Consider the following 18716-nt stretch of genomic DNA (forward strand, 5'->3'; position numbering starts at 1 on the left):
TTACTTTCCTCTATATATCGTAATTATATCTCCATTGTTTGCATTAACAAAAATACAAAGATCCCCACCCTTATATGACTCTTCGGCTTGCTTAGGTTTATAGTAATAATACACAGCCCAGTACTCTTTATTCATAAGCTTATTCTGTCTCTCGATACAGTAATCGGAATTACAATCTTTTGGTAAATAATCATTCCAAGGTGTATTATATTTAGTAACCTTGATATCCATAATCTTAGTATCATATCCGAGCATTATTGCTTCTTTGTTAGCAATCTCAATGATTTGTTCTTTTGTAATATTCATATTATTTCCATATATTTTTAGAAAATATGCTGCTAAAAAAATTATTGTCAATAAAGTAATCCCTATGTAGATTTTTCTCACATTTCTCTCCTATAAATTTAAAACTACTTCTTTTTATCTTTACGTTTTTCTCCTGAAGGTTGAATATCTGTCTGTTGATTACTTGATGGTTCATATTTCTTAACTGCGCCACTGGGAGTTCCTAAATATCCTGTCGTTCCTGACCGTCTATTATCCGCTATATCTTGTAACGAGAAGTTCTCATTATTATAACCAGGATCGTTTGCACCATGAGTATGATAATCTCCTACCACCCTACCGCCCGATGGTCTTGGCCCTAAAGAGGTACCCGCTTTACTACCAGGATACGGTTTAGTATAAGAGTATGTTCCGTTAGGATTCTCATATACCCATCCACCATATTCCCGTCCTTCTGAAATTGATTTTGGATTTATATCGTTTACTGCATCTTTTCCAGCTGCATCTTCTGTTGGATAGGGATCACCGGGCTTTAACCCCCAAGGATCTATCCAGATTAACGGATTATTATAACAATACAAATATAAATTTGTAGCTAAAAATAAGTGCCCCCACGGATCCCTCTGCAAGAACCTCCCCAGCATTGGCGAGTAGTGGCGAGCCCTGTAGTAATACAGCCCTGTCTCAAGGTCATACTCCCTGCCGGTGAACATGTAGGGATTGCCGATGGATGAGGCAGTGGATGGCTTGCCGTAGGCGTCGTAGGTGTAGGATTCAACGGTTGAGCCGGATGAGTCGGTGAGAGCGGTCACGCTGCCGAAGCCGTCAAATAGGCAGATAACTTACGGAGCCTAGCGAACGTAAGTTATAGGCCGAAGACCACCTGCGAATTTATCCCGAGCTTACGCAGTCCCGACGTATCGTCGGAACAAGTGTTAAGCGAGGGACAAAGCTGTCAAAGAGCAAAAATATTTGTTTTGCAAGCTAGTAAATTACAGCGCTTTATGTAGAGCGTCTGAAGATCCTTTTTATCTATTCCCCTCCATAAAAATCAAGTATTTTTCCATTGGTTCGATCAATAAAGATTATTGCAATCCCTCCTAGCATCGGCTTTTTTGGTATATATGAAACTACCCAATACTTTCTTCCATCATTATGCAGCTTCCTGATTTTTTCTTGTAAAATAATGGGAAAAAATGAATCGACCTCCTCCCAGGCCATCTCTTCATTATCGGCTGTTATCTTCAAATCGTTTTCGGATAAAGAATCGCCTCTTCTTTCTAACTCTTTATTTCCTATCCCTATTGCTTCTTCTAAAGTTATCATTAACCCCTCTTCCTGTAATGCATTTGAAATTTTGCCCGAGCAACCAGAGATAGATAGGACTAACATAACAGCTAAAGATAATTTTAATAGTTTCATTTTTTATTAGATGTCCCTTCTTTCAATCCTATCGGTTCTGTGATCTCTTCTTTTGAATGATCATATTCCTTCTTATTACCACTTGGTGTAATGAGATACCCATCTACACCATTACTATCAGCATAAGGTACATCGCCTTGCCATGTGGCCGTTCTGCGGTCATAATAGTTTGAAAAGTTCTCATCATCATAATCTGGGCCGCTTTCCGCACCATGAGAATGATAATATGCAGTCCCATTAGGTGGTTTATGACCGGGATCCGAACTGTGAGCTGAACCTTCTCGAGGAGGAGTATATGAATACGTTCCATCGCTATTACGATATATCCAACCGGCGTTTTCTCTGTCCTTCCTTACTGATGGCTCGTGGATATCGTTGAGAGCATCATTTGCAGCATCATCTTGCGTAGGATACCTATCTCCTGGCCTATATCCCCAAGGGTCTAATAAATTTACAGGGTTGTTGCGAACATACTTATAAAGATTAGAGCCGTCCATGTAATCAAAGGGATCCCTCTGCAAGAACCTCCCCAGCATTGGCGAGTAGTGGCGAGCCCTGTAGTAATACAGCCCTGTCTCAAGGTCATACTCCCTGCCGGTGAACATGTAGGGATTGCCGATGGATGAGGCAGTGGATGGCTTGCCGTAGGCGTCGTAGGTGTAGGATTCAACGGTTGAGCCGGATGAGTCGGTGAGAGCGGTCACGCTGCCGAAGCCGTCAAAGTGGTAATAGCAGCGGAGGTTTAAACCTCCGCTACCGATCATACAGATCGGTTCATCAATACCTGGGCCGTAGATGTATTTCTTGGTTGGGTTGCCTTGGTCGTCATACTCGGCGATGATTTGGTCGCCGTCGTAGAGGAAGTTGGTGGTTTTGCCATCGACGGTCTTTGAGGTGCGCCTGCCAAAGGGGTCGTATGTGTAGATTGCTTCCCCGCCAAGATTCGTGGCGGGTCGCAATGACGATGCGCTGATTAGACGGTTCTCGTAGTCATAGGCGTAGGCGAAGCTGCCGTCATTAGCCAGGTTGCCGTTTGCGTCATAGGCGTAGTTAGTTGTGCCGACTTTTGTGTATTGGTTGAGGTTATTGGTGGTGTAGTTTGTCGTGCGGTTGCCTGTCTCATCATAGTCGTAGGCAGTGTCAAAGAAGGCAAAGCCGTCAGGGTAGTTGACGGCTGTTAGCTGGTAGGTCTTATCATATTCATAAGAGTGGTCGCCCTGTTCTGTCTGCATTGTCAAGCGGTTACCCGCGTTGTCGTAGGTGTAGGAATAGGGGTTAGGTATAGAGTTAGAGACATTGGTAAGGGTTGTCAGGCGGCTGGCTGGGTCATAGTCGTAGAGAGAATAGGTGTTGTTGGGATAGTCAAGCCGCGTCCTGCGGGAGAGGGGGTCGTAGGTGTAGGAGGCGACGGCCCCGCTTTGCCCCATAAATGGAGCAACTACATTAGTGAGACGGTTGAGTTCATCATATATATAGGTAATGTAGGTATTGTCCGGATATGTTAGTTTAGTACGATTGGAATTGGCGTCATATTCATAAAAGACGGATTTATTGCCGGGAGAAGTTACCTTGCTGACGCGGTTGGCTGTATCATAGTCGTAATGTAGTGTTCCGGTTTGATCAATAATATCAAGCAGCCGGGAGCCGATGTCATACACGTAGTCAACGCTTGATTTATCAGGATAGGTCTTTAAGTCCAGCCGGTTAAGCGGGTCATAGCCGTAGCTGATGATCTGGCCTTTGGGGTCTTTCTTGGCTGTGAGGTTGGAACTGAAGTCATAGGCGTATTCCTCTTTTGAGCCGTCAGCATAGGTGGTAGAGATGGGCCGGTCAAAGCTGTCATAGGCGTAGGTTGTGGTATTTCCTTTGGAGTCGGTAATTTCTTTGAGGTTGCTGTTTGCGTCGTAGGAGTATTCGGTAGTGTTGTCTGCGGCGTCGGTTACCTTCCATAAGAGGTTACGTTCATCATATTCGTAGCAGGTAGAGTTGCCTTCTGCGTCCTCTACCTGGCTGCGGTTGCCGTTGGCATCGTAACTAAAGGTGGTGATATTGCCTAATTCGTCTTTTACGGTCTCTATACGGTCTAAAAGATCATAGGTGTAGTAGGTTGTCTGCCAGGGGTTATCCGTCTCACCTGTCTGCCTGCGGAGTTCAATCAAGTTATCATTCTCGTCATATTTATAGATGGTTTCGTAGTTAAAAGGCGGGCTGGATATAGCTTTAATCAGGTTATTGTGGCTGTCGTATTCAAAGGTGGTGGTGTTGCCTCTGGGGTCTGTCGTTGTCTTGAGGTTGCCTGCAGTATCATAGGTAAACTGGGTAGCGATGTTAAGAGCACCCTGTGCAGCGGTTGTCTTGATTAAGTAGCCGGTATCAGGGTTGTATTCGTAGGTAGTTACATTGTTATTGGAGTCGGTTACGCTTGTGAGCTGGCCAAAGGTATTGTAGGTGAAGGTTACCTCTGGCGTCCTGCCTGAGACAGCCGGATAGGTTATGTTTGTGAGGTTGCCTTTTGAGTCGTATTCATAGGTGGTGGTGCTGCCTTTGGGGTCGGTTGCGGTCTTAATCTGGTTAAAGCTCGACTCATAGGTAAAGGCAGTTACTATGTCATTTGCAGGGTCATTACTGTCAGGGGTGTTGGCTTTCTTACGCCTGATTTCTAAGATGTTCCCCTTGTTATCATAGGTGTATTTGACCCAGTTGCCTCTGGGAGAGGTTATCCTGGTGCGCTCGCGGCCCTGGTTGTATTCGTATTTGGTCTGATAATAAGAAGTGCCGGTATAATACTGCCTCTGGCTTTTTACTGTGCCGTTGGAATTGAGTTCGTATTCTGTCTTAAAACCCCTGGGGTCAATAAGGGTAGTGAGGTTGGTCTTGTAGGTAAATTGGTATTTGCCGCCTGCGTAGACAAGTTCCTTGACGCGGCTGTCCTCATCATACTCCAAAGATAGGTATTGGCTGCCTCGGGCATCGGCGATAGAGGTTAGCCGGTGTTTATCGTCATAGGTATATACGGTGGTTGTGCCTGCGGGATAATCCTCTGTGGGAGGAGTAGTTACATAGATTGGGTTGCCGTCTGAATCGTATTCATATGAAGTCAGGCGGCCGCTGAAGTCCCTTAGCCGGCTTACCTTATGTTCAGGATTATAGGTAAACTCAATAAAGCGGCCTGAACTGTCGCTAACCTTACTCAATACGGCTGTTTGCGGGTCATACTCCAGAGAGATGACATTATTGTTTCGGTCGGTAATTGAATTCAGGCGGCCTTCTAAGCCAAAACGATAGATTAAACCGTGCTTATCATGGATAACATAGCCGCCTGCCTCTTTGGTCAAAGTATCGTAACAGCCGGCAGGAGCTGTGTAAGAGCCGTCGGAATTCTGCAGGAACTTGTCCTTTGAGCCGTTGGCATTGCGCCTTAGAACGTAATCCTCCCTACCGTCTGAAAACTCCAACAGGAAGATGTTGTAACTGTGGCTTGTGCCTATGCCAAATGGGCCCTCGTAGGCATCTAAACTACTGTAGAAACGCCTTATCTCTAAGGGGAGGCCTCGTGAGGGGACAAATAAGTCCTTATTTTGGTAGAAGAAATTACCGTTTGAGATGTCAACAGGGTCTGCTGCCTCTGTCCTGTTCTTCTGGTTTATATCAGGGGGCTGGGCCGCTGCAGCGTCTGAGGCGTCTACTCCGCCCTCCCCGGAAGCAAGCGAGGCGTCATTCCAACAAGGAAGCTCGGCAAATGCTACTGGAGATAGAAAAATATTAAAGGCAAAGAAGAAAAGCGTAAATACCGAGATAACCTTTAAGAGGCGGCTATTCATCTGCTTCCTTGTTGTTGATTACAACCTCTTTTATTCCAATGGCCGAGGGGCCGGATTTATCCCAGAAATTAACAATTATTTTATGCGTGCCATTTTCGTATTGGGCGGTATCTAAAACACAACCGAAGGAGAACCGCGCATCGCTGCCTTCTTCAATGCCTGTAGTCTGGTGAATCAATTGTTCATCTAAAAAATACTCTACCAGATACCTATCCCGTTCTATTTTATCAGGAACGAGGCTGATGTTAACAAAAATTTTCCCGTAAACCTCCAGCGGCTCTAATTTAGGCGCGGGCGCTGTCATCTTAGAGGTGCTTTCTTTGGGAAAGATTAGTTCCAAAAGCAATTGTTTGTCGGGCGCCTCTTTTGCTAATGCGCTAAAGTAAAACAAAGTGATAAAAACCATAAGCCAAAAAAACTTCTTCATCATCTTACCCGCCTTTATGCTAATAGAAAATTTCTGTATGTAAGGTATAACCTTCCGAGTAATTTCCGTCTTTTTCCGCCTGGATTACTGCTCTATAGAAACCTTCGGCTAACAACTTTCCCTGGTTATTTCTGCCGTCCCAGATAAAAGAATTACTACCCTGCGCGCAGGGATGGTTATTCAGCAAATTACGCACCGGATTGCCTTCAGAATCATAAATATTTATCGTAACATTGGCGTCTCTGGGAAGAATAAAAGAAATTATGCTTTCTGAAACAGATGTACTGTAAGGATTGTCATAAGGGCTAAAACGCATCGGCCCGACAGCCGGCCTGCTGATTACAGGCCTGCCTCCCACCACCATAATAGAATTCTCATCCAATGTATAGCCCCAGATAGCAAAGGTAAAATCAGCGGGGTTAACAAAATTTCCCGCCTCATCCCTGCCGTCCCAGAGTATCTGATGCATGCCTGAAGAAACCGGCTCCTGATATTTTAACACCCTGACAGCCGGGCCAGAATATCTCTCGTAGCGGACCTTGAGGTTTATTTTGGCTGCCTGGGGTAAAGTATAATTTATGACGCAGAATTGATTTAAAAGCGGCTTAAAGTCGCCGGCAGAGAGAGTAATGCTTTTAGAGATATCCCTTCCGCCTGTGCCGCGCGGGTCATAGACAACCATGGGCCTGCCGCCTGCGCTATCCTCAATGATAAAATAGTATGCACCATCAGGCACAATCCTGCCGGTGTTATCTTTTCCGTCCCAGGACTCTGAGTAAGCGCCTGCCTGCCGATCTTGATTTAGAATAATATTTTTTACTAATTCGTCCCTGCTATTATAAACCTTAATGCTTAAAATGCCTTCGTGTGACATTCTATAAGATATGGTTACTGCCCCTCCTGTGTAAGGATTGATTTTGTCCGTAGAAATACGGATGTTAGAAATAAACAATATGGAGACATTCAGATAAACAGAAGATACCTCTTCTCCGTTCTCTGCTCTGGCGCCTATTTTTATGGTATATCTTCCTTCAGGAAGGTATGCGCCCTGCTCGTCTTTACCGTCCCAGATTGTGCTATGGTTACCATAAGAAAGGAATTGATTGTCTGTTAACTTTCTCACCAAGGCGCTTTGCTGGTTATAAATCTCTACGCTGACATAAGAATTCTCGGATAGACTATAAGAAATGGCGGTTGTTTCGTCTACGCCGTCACCGTCCGGAGAGAAGGGATTGGGCGTAATTCTGGCAGTAGTGATAAATACATTTTTGCTCACGTTAATTGTCGCTGCCTTCTGTCTGTTAACGCTTCCCGCATTTACAATAAGCGTATATGTGCCATTGGGAACCGGGTTGCCGTTCTGGTCGCGGCCATTCCATTGCAGATTTATCAAGTTGCTCTGGGGCTCCGGAGTCAATACTCCATAAACAAACTGCCTGACTATTTGACCGTTACTGTCAAGAACCTTAATATCAAAAAAGCCCTGTTTAGTGGTTGTAAAGGAAATGTTGGCGATATCATCCAGGATGCGGTTAGGGCCGGGGTCGTTGAATATTTCTCCTGTATCTATGTCTACCCAGGTGCCGCTTTCGTCCGGAGAAAAGGGATTTGGCATAACCGAAATATCGCCTATATCAGGAATTTCATTTGATAAAGAAATACTATAACTACCCCTAGCATCAATATTGTGGTCAGAGACAAAAATGTAATAAATCCCTGCTGCAGGCAAAGAATGAATGATGCTGCCGGAAGTAGAGTCGGCGATCATCTTCCCTGCGTTATCATAGAGCCACACATAAGGAGAAAAATAATTATTACCGCTGACTTTAGAAAAACATATATCCGCGTATAAATTATCTCCTTCATTTATGGTAAATCTGTATACATCCATATCTATAGGCGAGGAGATCTCAGAGGTTACTGTCTCGCCGAAGGCGATATTTGTTGCATTTGCCGGATTATTTAAATTCTGCACGCTCATCTTATACCCGCCTGTCTTGTAGTTATTATAATCCATTGCGTAGATGTAGTAGGTGCCTGCCCGGGCAAGTGAGACACTTAAGGATGTTGAGGTAGAGGTATAAATCCTGTTAAGCTGATTGCCATTGTCGTCATAGACGGCTATGTAAGGCGTAAATACCCCTGTTGTCTTGATGAGATTTATAATCAGAGTATCTGCCGCGCTTACTGTAAAGGAGTAGGCATCTATTTCAGCGGGAGCCGAGATAGCGGCGTCTATGGTCTGACCCGCAGTTAAGGCAACTGCTCCTGCCGGGTTGTTGAGCCGCTGCAGGCTAAAGGAATAATTTCCTGAACTTACATATGTAGTGTCAATAATATTTACATATTCATAGTCCGTAAGAATGAGCGCGTATCTGCCTGTCTTGGGAAGCTTCTCCATGAAATGGTTATCTATTGTATCTGTTGCGGTTGATGTTGAATTCAAATGATTGCCTGTATCGTCATAAAGTGCGGCAGAGACATTAAAATTGCTACTGCCTCCTGTCTTGGCTAAGGCGACGTAGATATAGTCGTCTTTATTGGCATTAAAGGTATAGGACTTAAGGGGAATAAGGGGCGATAACAGGCCTGACTTGCTTTGGCCAAGAGAGATCTCCTCTGCCTGGGCTGGATCATTCATCCGCTGAGCCGTTAAAGCATATGTGCCTGTATGTATGCCAGAGTGGTCGGTTACAGTAAGCATGAATGTACCTGCGGTAGCAGGCCGGACAAATAAACAGCTGGCTGTCCGGGTATCGCCAGAGGCAATATCTCCACCTTGGGAGTCAAACAGGCGAAGGTATGGCCGGAATTTATCTCCTCCTCCTATCTTGGCAAAAAGTATGTAGATATTATCGTCTTTAGAGACACTAAGAGAGTATGTGGCAGTAGGGCTGTCGGATGAGATTGCGCCTGTGACTGTAGTGCCGAAGGAGAGCTGGGTAATATCAGGATTGTTGACGCTCTGCACGCTCATCTTATACACGCCTGTCTTGTAGTTATCTTTGTCCCTTACGTAGATGTAGTAGGTACCTGCTCGGGCAAGTGGCACGTTTAAAGATGTTGAAGTATAGGTATAATCGCTTTCAAGCGGATTACCCTTATCGTCAAAGACCACTATGTAAGGTATAAACGTCCCTATTGCCCAGGTGAGGTTTATAATCAAAGCATCTGCTGCGCTTACTGTAAAGGAGTAGGCGTCTATTTCAGTTGGCTTTGAAATAGTGGTATCTATGGTCTGACCCGCAGTTAAGGCAACTGCTCCTGCCGGGTTGTTGAGCCGCTGCAGAGTCAAGGCATAATTACCTGTATTCTGGCCTGTCAGATCTGAAATAGACAGAATAAACCTGCCTGAATAAGGTAAATGTTGCAATAAGTGATTAACTCCTTCTTGCGGCCAGGAGTATTTGGTATCCGCCGACTCGATAAGATTACCAGTTGAATTATATAGTTTTAAACGAGGACTAAGATTACCGCTTGTTTTAGCAAAAGGCACGTAGATCAGGTCGTCCTTGTTGGCATTGAAGGTATAGGTAGTTACGGGCCTGCCTGCTGAGACTATGCCGGTGACCGTAGAGCCAAACTCAAGATTGGCCTGGGGGTTATTTACGCTCTGCAGGGTTATAGTATAACTGCCTGTCCCATAATCAGAGTCATTCCCTACATGGATATAATAAGTGCCTGCCTGAGGCAGAGCCACCCGTAAAGTGAAAGCGACAGTTGACTCCGGGTAGATATACGCGCTTGTTGTGCCCAGTCGCTTGCCTTCGCTGTTATATATATCTATATAAGGTCGGAATTGACCGGAGGATTTGATAAGGTCTATAAACAGAAAATCGGCCGAGGTAGATGTGAAGCGATAGAAGTCAATTTCAGCAGGTGTTAATATGGAGGCGGATATGGTTTGGCCGGCTGAAAGTTCTACTGCGCCGCCTGGGTTATTCAGCCGCTGCAGGGTCAGAGAATAATTGCCTGTGTTTGTACCGGTAGAATCCGATACAACTAACGCATATCTGTCTGTTGCCGGGAGTACCTTACTAAGGGTAGCGGATCCTGTGGTAGATACATAATCAATGCGAGCACCGCTTGAGTTAAACAGCTGAAGATGTGGCTTGAAGTTACTGCCTGCTGTCTTAGCAAAAGGTATATAGAGCTGGTCGTCCTTGTTAGCGTTAAAGGTGTAGGTAGTTGCGGGGCTGGCGGCTGAGATTGTGCCGGTAACTGTGGAGCCGAACTCAAGATTGGGAACCTCTTGGCTATTTACGCCCTGCAGGGTTATGGTATAACTGCCTGCAGCATCTACATTATCGTCGGAAATTAAAATGTGGTATGTCCCTGTAACTGATAATAAATGAACTATTCTGTCAGAGGCGTACTCAGCAACCATCCCCCCTTTATTGTCATAGAGCCGCACATAGGGAGAGAAAGAACTATTACCGCTGACTTGAGAGAAACGTATATCCGCGTATAAATTATCTCCTTCATTTACGGTAAACCTGTATACATCCATATCTATAGGCGAGGAGATCTCAGAGGTTACTGTCTCGTTGGGAGTAATATCCACCGCGCCGCCTGGGTTGTTGAACCGCTGAGCGGTCAGAGTGTAATCACCTGTGTTGGTGCCGGTGTAATCTGAAACAATGCAAGTGAAAGTACCTGAAGAGTCCGCCTTTTCAATCCGATAAAAGGTTGTATCGGTACTTGCTGATTCAATATATGTGGTAGCTGAACCAAACAGCTGCAACCGCGGTCGAAGAGTACCTCCTGTATTGGCAGCAGCAATATAAATATAGTCATCCTTGTCAGCATTAAAGGTGTAAGTGTCAGAGGGACTGTCGGCTGAGATTGTTCCAGTGACAGTAGAGCCGAATTCGAGGTTGGGAATATCGGGATTGTTTGTGCTCTGCAGGGTTATCGAGTAGGTACCTGTTGAATAGTCGCCTGTATAGTAGCTGGTGCCGTCTATTACGTATACGTAATATGTACCTGCTCGGGGAAGCGATACATTGAAATTCAAGGAAGCAGTCGAGTCCCAGACGAGGTCTCCTGCTCCCAACCAATCACCTCGACTGTCATATATCTCCACGCTAGGCCTAAATTCTCCTCCCGTCTTGATCAAATTGATAATTAAGGAACCGGCCGAGGCGGCGGTGAATCTGTAGGCGTCAATCTCGGTAGGAGACGATATAGAGGCAGACAATGTCTGTCCGTCCGAAAGCTCTACCGTCCCACCCGGGTTGTTCATTCGTTGCACGGTCAGAGTGTAATCACCTGTGTTGGTGCCGGAAACATCTGAGACGGCGAGAGTAAAGGTGCCTGAGGAATTGAGTTTGCCGTATAAGCAGCCGGGTATCAGCATCAAGGGGAATTCCTCGTATGGCTCGGATAAATAGAGACCTGAAGCATCAAACAGCTGTGGCTGCGGCTGCAGGCTGCCGCCGGTATTGGCAAAAGGTATGTAAATATAGTCGTCCTTCTCGGCGCTAAAGGTGTAATAAATAACGGGGCTGCTCTCTGAGATTGTGCCGGTGACCGTGGAGCCGAACTCAAGCTCGGTAATCTCGGGATTGCTTACGTCGCGCAGGGATATTGAGTAGCTGCCTGTGTTATATAACAAAGAATCCATTACATATATATAATATGGCCCTCCTTCGGGAAGTAAGATACCTAAAGTACCTGAATCATATATGGTTTTATAACCCAAGATATTACCCTTTGTATCATGCGCTTCTACGTAAAGTTCGGATGAGCCGGAGGATTTGGTAAGATCTATCAGTAAAGAACCATCTGAGGTAGATGTGAAACTATAGGCATCTATCTCGGTAGGGGCCGATATATCGGCAGACAAGGTTTGGCCGGCTGAAAGTTCTACTGCACCGTCTGGGTTATTCAATCGCTGCGCGGTTAACACATAATTACCGGCGCGCATACCGGTGTAGTCTGAAACGGTGAGATTAAAGGTGCCCGAAGAAGTAATCTTACCGGATAAGTATGCGGTTGTCTGATAATCAATATAATAAATACCTAATAAACCGCGCGCCTCCAACATAGGTTGCGGCTGCAGCCATGGTTGAAGATCTCCTTCTGTCATGGCAACAGCGATATAAATGTAGTCATCTTTGTTTACATTGAAGGCGTAAGTATCAGAAGAGTTGCCTGTTGAGATTGTGCTGGTGACCGTGGAGCCGAACTCAAGCTCGGTAATCTCGGGATTGCTTACGTCGCGCAGGGATATTGAGTAGCTGCCTGTCTTGTAATCATCGCCAGCCATTACATATATATAATAAGTACCTACTTGTGGCAGAGATATACTTAAGGAGGCCGAGTCCTCTATTCTTCTATAATCAAGAACGTTGCCCTCTGTATCATATACCTCTATGTAGGGCCGGAACTCACCAGAAGATTTGATAATGTCTATAAGTAAACAATTGGCTGATGTGGCTGTAAAACTATAGGCGTCAATCTCGGTAGGTGCTGATATGGAAGCAGATCGGGTTTGGCCGGATGAGAGAGCTGTTACTACCCCACCTGGGTTGTTGAACCGTTGAAGGGTAAAGGCATAATCGCCTGTGTTTGTGCCGGTATAATCAGAGACAATCAGTGTAAAGGTGCCTGAAGAAGCGAGTTTGCCTGATAGGTAGTTTCGTACCTCGAACATTACTGGTCCTAGTAAGACAGGGGCGCCTGATGAGTCCAAAAGTGCCAGATAAGGCAAAAGAGCGCCCCGGGTCTCAACCGCTAGAATAGAAATATAATCATCTTTGTTGGCGCTGAAAGTATAGGTTCTAATAGGGTTTTGTTTAGAAATAGTATCTATTATGGTCTGTCCAAAAGAGATCTGTCCAGCAGAGATAATGCGGCTTTTAGTCCCTCTAATCTTAATCCCGCTTGTCTCCTTCCAGCCAGATTCAAAATTATTTATGTCTTTGGCATATAAAGAGACGACCTCTCTTATATTGCGGCTGGTATTGTTTACGAATAGGATGGGCCATTTGACCTCTAACGTATTTCTTGAGCCGCTTATCTTGACTTCAGAGCAGTCCAACGTTGCCTGCCACTCAGTCAGGTCTACCTGTATGGTCCGCTCTGCGCCCGGGGCATAGCCGCCGCTCCACTCTGAAAGATTACCCGAAGCATATAACCTATTCTCCTGTAGGTTATACCTAAAGTAAGCCCCTCCGATAGACATATATACATCCTGTAGGTCCTGCCAGCCGGCATTGTCAAAATAAGTGGCGCTAAGTTCCAATTGCTCATTGGAACGGACTATCTCATCCTCGGGACTAACTGAGCCCGTGTAGGGTGTGGAGTTGTGTATAATGGTGTATACGGCTGTCTTTTGGTCGGTCTCTACCCCGTCTGTTACCCAGAAGGTGATAGGGTGTGTTCCTACATCGGTTTCTTCTGGCATCCAGTAGAACCTGCCTGTCTGGGCGTCTAAAGTGGCGTTTCCCCGTAATCCTTCTGCGCCAAAGACCAGTTGATTTGTGCGGTTGTATTGAACTCGCAGCGTGAATGAAATCGGCCGGCTGCCGGCCATGATAGTGCGGCCTCTAATACCGTTTAACGTCAGGCCAACATTGGCTGAGGCAGATATATCTGCGAATGCAAATGGCAGGATAAACAAAAACAGGGATATACAGAATATCCCTGTTTTAATGGCGCGGATTATGGGCCTTTTGGTTTTAAGCACTGTGTTCTTTCCTTATGTTTCGGGCTGACCCGTGCCCTGACGTAGGGGACATTTAAATGTCCCCTACAAATCATAATAAATATACCCTATAATAAACCGCTTGTCAAGCACCTTATATGAAAGGTTGAGGGGACTTATTATTTCTTCTTACTTGCGGATTTGACGAGCTTCATTACGACTTTTTCTAATTCATCCAGCTGCAGCGGCTTGTGGATATAGCTGACAGCGCCAAGTTCTTCCGCCTGACGGCCGGAGCCGTCTTTTTCCGGCTCCCTGCCGGTAACCATCACTACCTTGACATCTTTATCGGTTTCCCTTATGCGCCGTAAGGTTTCTATGCCGTCTATGCCTCCCGGCATAAGTATATCCAGCAGGATTATCCGCGGCTTCTCTTTTGCTACCTTGCGCAGCGCCTCCTCGCCGTTAGCGGCAATGCACACGTCAACATCGCGCTTACTGAAAAATCTGGCGGCAAATTCTCGAACATCGGCTTCATCATCCACAATCATCAGTTTAACCTTCATGTTGCACCTCCTACGCTAGCGGTAAATGGATAATAAACTTGGTGCCTTTGCCATGTTCTGACTCAACCTCAACCGAACCTTTATGCATTTCGGAGATTATGCGCCTGATAACGTAAAGCCCCAGGCCTGTCCCCTTGTTCGCGGTGGCCTTGGTAGTGAAAAACGGCGTGAACATCTTCTTCAAATTCCCCTCTTTTACGCCCATGCCGTTATCCTCCACGACGATCTCCAGGGACTTGCCCTCCGGCCGCGCGGAAATCCTTATCCTGCCCTTGTATCCCTCTTCCTTTAACGTTTCCTTGCGTTCCTTGATCGCGTCGTAGCCGTTATCAATCAAATTGAAGAACACTTCCTGCAGCTGGACTAAATTACCGTAGATTTTATGGTCTTTTTCGGGATAATCCTTGACCAGTTCAAAATCCGCCAGCTTGACCTTGTATTGCACCATTTCCAGCGTATTCTCAATGATCTCGCTCAGGGATACAGCCTTAAATCCTTCTTCGCCTTTCTTACTGTATTTCAACAGGCCCTTGACTATTTCGCCTCCCTGAAGAACATTTGCCTGGACCCTGCCAAAGGCATATTCTAATTCATCAAATAATTCCCGCATCTCCTTGCCTTGAACGCCTTTTTCTTTCTCAAAGATCTTTAATGTATCCAGCGTGTTTCCGGAAATCAGGGCCAGAGCGTGGAAACGGTTGTTTATCTGATGGGAAAGCCCGTCTGCCATAGTGCCGATGGTAGCCATTTTCTCTGCCTGCGCTATCTGTTCCTGCATCTCCTGCGCCTCCTGGTAGAATTCGGCGTTCTCAATTGCCAGGGCCGCCTGGCTGGCGAGCACAGAAAACACATTGATATCTTCAGGCGTATAGGGCTTGCCGGAAAATTTATCGCCAAGCGCGAGAAACCCCAAAAACTTATCCTCCAGAAAAGTCGGCACTATCATATTCGCCTCAAGCATAGCCATTTGTTCAAGCGCGCCGGAAACATTCGTATCAAATTCATCCTGGACCTGCTGTTTTAACTCATCGTATACAAACGGTTCTTTCATGTCGGACATCAGCGTGGTCAATGGACTTGACGCGTTGATTTCCCGCGGATAGGCAGCGCTGTCCTTGCCTCTCTGCGATTTTAAGACAAAGCAGCCATTTTTTTCGTCTAAAAGATAGATCGCCACGCGTTTAATCTTTACTATCTTGGTAAGAACATGAGTAATGAGATTCAGCAGCCGCTGAAGGTTGCGCACGCGCGTCATTCCTCTGGATGCCTGTTTCAGGGTATTGTGATACCTATTTTGTTCCCACAACAGACGCTCCTCTGCTCTATGTTGAATATATAGGTAAATATACGGACCTGAGGTTGCTAAGGCAGCCATTAACCCTAAAGGCGCTATCCACCATCTGCCGCCAAATAAGGTAATGAGTGTGCTACTGCCCCAGGTGGCAAGGGCAAAAGGAAGGCCTAAAACCAGCGTATACACAAAAACGAATATGCCGGCGCGGGTAAGGGCGATATTGATATTAAGAAGCCGGAATTTTAAGATCGCGTAGGTAACAACACAGGCATACAGAACAATACCAAAATTGCCAAAAGGATAAAAAATGTCTATGCCGAATTCCGGCAGGAATGTTGAAGTGCCTCCGATAAACCCGCATAAAAATCCAAATATTATATAAAGAGCTTGGGTTCGCTGAGTGCCCCTGGATTTTCCAAGGAATCTGGTAAGTTCAAAATAACTCAAAACAATTAAAGACACATAGCAAATAATTCCTAACAAAAGTAACGGCGTAACTTCGTTATAATAAATCCCAAAGGCAACTCTAGTCTTATTTATAAGATAAGGGGTACATAAATTTAATATATTGAATAAAATGGCTTGCGTATACGCGAATTGTAATACCCGCCTTCGTGATACCTTGCATAATACGCACACCAGATGATAGAAGAACGTCCCTATAAAAAATCCGCCGAAATGAGCGATCTTCCAACCTAATATTCCAATCGATTCTCTAGTAGCTACACCCGCTATAAATGAGCCGACACCCCAGAAAGTCACAGCAATATTAAACAGCATTAATAATCTATGTAATTTAGTTTTGCCGACAACCAAAGTAATAAAAGACAAAATAAAGCAGAAAACTCCCACCGTTAAACCAGCCAATGCAAACAAATTCATTAACAAGAATCCTATGGGCATACCTACAACTAAAGCAAGGATCATAGCGTAGACGGCTATTCGCGAGAAGGCGATCCGGATATCCATAAACCTATATTTTAAAATTGCGTAAGTAATAATTGAACAATATATTAATATACTAAAATTGCCTACTGGATAAACATCAAGCCCGAATTCCGGTAAGAATGTTGAAATTCCACCTAAAAAGCCAATAAGGAATCCCGAAATCATATAAATAGTCTGCCGGCGCTTTTCTGCTTTGGTACTCGGTAAATATTTTAATAATTCATAGAAACTTGAACATACAAGTGATAACCATATTATTACAGTCGCAAAATAAAATAACGTCCCTTCATTAATATATATTGAATTAAAAGCGAATCTTACTCTATTTATAACTAGGTCTGTCATAAAAATAAGAGAAAGCATGATTAACCCAGTTACATAAATTGTAAGAACCGTCTTTTTTCTTTTAAGGCCGCAAAACACACATACCATATGATAAAAAAGTATACCTATGGGAATACCTCCGAGATGCGCAATCTTCCAACCCAAGATTGCTTTCGATGGGGTAGATGATATTCCCGCAATGAATAAACCCAATCCCCATAGAAGTACAGCGCCGTTAAAAAAGGCTAATATTCTATGTAGTTTGGTTTTACCATATATTAACGATACGAACATCAACACTAAGCCAAAAATAGATACCAATAATCCTGACAGCGCAAATAGATTCATGTCTTACCCTTACTTTTTTTTATCTTGTTTTTATTTAAAATTGCCTCTGCCGCCTGTTCTCCTGCGTATAAAACCATGGATACGCCACCGCCCATACGCGTCCAGGCGCTTGCCAAATATAGGTTCCTTATGGGGGTTCTGTTGTCTAGCCGGTTCATACCGCTCTGAGATACAACCTGGCTCCACCCGTAAACTGCTCCTTTATAATTTCCGGTATACCTTTCCATCGTTACGGGCGTGGCTACCTCAACTTTCTCAATATAAGAAGATAGATTCGGTATGATCTTTTCGCTGGCCTTGATCAATTCCCGCGAAACCCTTATTTTCTCCTGCAAGTACTGCTCTTTTGTTAATTTAGCCCAAGAGTCATAATAAGAAAAGAAAGTAATCCCCATGCTGAATTTTCCTTGCGGGGCCGCGTCGGGATCGATATTAGAATATAACGTCAAACAGAACAATGCATCTTTTATGTCAAACTCTCCGGAACATGCAGCGAATTGCTTATTAATATCATAATGCGGATTATAAAAAATCTCATAATCTGAAAATCCCAATTCTCTCAAATCTCTGTTTAATCCTAAATATACCTGAGCGATAGAGATTGACGGCTCCATCTGCCGAATCTTACTAATAAATTTTACCGGCAGATATTGTTCGCCAATCAATTCAAGAAAAGTCATACGCGCGTCAACATTTGAGATAAAAAAACTGGCGGAAAATTCTTCGCCTTTATCGGTTATAACCTTTTTTGCGTTCTTATTTTCTAGAACTATCTTAGTAATTTTAGAATTTAGTAATACCACCCCTCCATATTCCTTGGTGCTATGTAAAAGGGCATCTGTAATGCTCTGTACGCCTCCCTTTAAATAATAACCGCCATTGCGAAAGAAATCATAGGAAGGAAAGACAAAATAAACAGAGGACAATTTATCAAATGGCAGGCCATAATATGGCCAAAACTGCCCAATTATAACTTTTAACCTCTCATCTTTTATAAACCTGTCTAATAAATTCTTGTATGGTTTATTGTGATATTTAAATAATGTACGATATTTAAATGGGAGAAAGGAAGACTCTATGTTCAAGGGTAGATCAGAATACACAAACTTTCTTATATCGGAATATAATTTAGCCATTTCCTTAAATAATTTCTCAATACCTTTCCGTTCTGAAGGAAAATAGTTTGCTAAAGCACCTATCTGTCCGGAAGAATCAAATTGAGGTAATCGGAAATCAAGATCAGGATATATGGAACGGTATAAATATTGCGACCTTAGAAAATTAACTCTATTTAGTGCCCCGCATTTTTTAAGGACATTATAAGAAAGCCCTCCTTCACTACAACCATTCATCAAATGCAGCGAGGCGTCAAAATTAAAATCTCCCCGCCGGAAATTCACGGCATAGCCGCCGGCGACATGGTTTTTCTCCAGGACCAGCACCTTTTTACCGTTTTTTGCCAAGATGGCGGCTGCGGTTAAGCCGCCTATCCCTGCGCCGATTATGATGACATCGTATTTATTGCTCATTTAAGTCGCCATTCAAATTAAATATAAATCATCAACTTCAAAACCCTAAACACTAAACTCTAAACACTAAACAAACCCAAAACATAAAACACAAAACTCAA

The 18716-nt window shown here is 44.4% G+C and carries 9 protein-coding genes; all 9 read right to left on the minus strand.

Annotation, left to right across the window (positions count from 1 at the left end):
• The 9 genes from PHR44_05830 to PHR44_05870 all read right to left on the minus strand — a co-directional run bounded on the left by PHR44_05830 (position 1) and on the right by PHR44_05870 (position 18615).
• The gene (locus tag PHR44_05830) at positions 1-387 is read right to left on the minus strand and encodes a hypothetical protein (protein MDD4910181.1); all 387 of its coding nucleotides are present in this window, start codon (positions 385-387) and stop codon (positions 1-3) included.
• 23 nt (positions 388-410) lie between these two features.
• The gene (locus PHR44_05835) at positions 411-1097 is read right to left on the minus strand and encodes a DUF4329 domain-containing protein (protein ID MDD4910182.1); all 687 of its coding nucleotides are present in this window, start codon (positions 1095-1097) and stop codon (positions 411-413) included.
• A gap of 220 nt (positions 1098-1317) precedes the next feature.
• Positions 1318-1707 (minus strand): NTF2 fold immunity protein, encoded by a 390-nt coding sequence (locus PHR44_05840; protein ID MDD4910183.1) that lies wholly within the window; start codon positions 1705-1707, stop codon positions 1318-1320.
• Positions 1704-5528, minus strand: a complete 3825-nt coding sequence (locus PHR44_05845) for a DUF4329 domain-containing protein (GenBank protein MDD4910184.1) — start codon at positions 5526-5528, stop codon at positions 1704-1706. The genes PHR44_05840 and PHR44_05845 overlap by 4 nt, the downstream gene beginning before the upstream one ends.
• Positions 5521-5958, minus strand: a complete 438-nt coding sequence (locus PHR44_05850) for a hypothetical protein (GenBank protein ID MDD4910185.1) — start codon at positions 5956-5958, stop codon at positions 5521-5523. Before PHR44_05850 ends, PHR44_05845 begins: the two co-directional genes overlap by 8 nt.
• Before the next feature lie 16 nt (positions 5959-5974).
• Entirely contained in the window at positions 5975-13366 is a 7392-nt protein-coding gene (locus tag PHR44_05855) for a FlgD immunoglobulin-like domain containing protein (protein MDD4910186.1), read from the minus strand.
• A gap of 419 nt (positions 13367-13785) precedes the next feature.
• Positions 13786-14172 carry a response regulator gene (locus PHR44_05860; GenBank protein ID MDD4910187.1) on the minus strand — a complete coding sequence of 129 codons (387 nt, stop codon included), beginning with the start codon at positions 14170-14172 and terminating at the stop codon, positions 13786-13788.
• A 10-nt stretch (positions 14173-14182) separates the two neighbouring features.
• Complete coding sequence (locus PHR44_05865) at positions 14183-16435, minus strand: ATP-binding protein (GenBank protein MDD4910188.1); 2253 nt, start codon at positions 16433-16435, stop codon at positions 14183-14185.
• Positions 16436-17082: 647 nt separating this feature from the next.
• Positions 17083-18615: an NAD(P)/FAD-dependent oxidoreductase gene (locus PHR44_05870; protein MDD4910189.1), complete on the minus strand. Its 1533-nt coding sequence runs from the start codon at positions 18613-18615 to the stop codon at positions 17083-17085.
• Positions 18616-18716: the final 101 nt, after the last annotated feature.

The organism is Candidatus Omnitrophota bacterium, assembly GCA_028707125.1.
GTDB lineage: Bacteria > Omnitrophota > Gorgyraeia > Gygaellales > JAQTUX01 > JAQTUX01.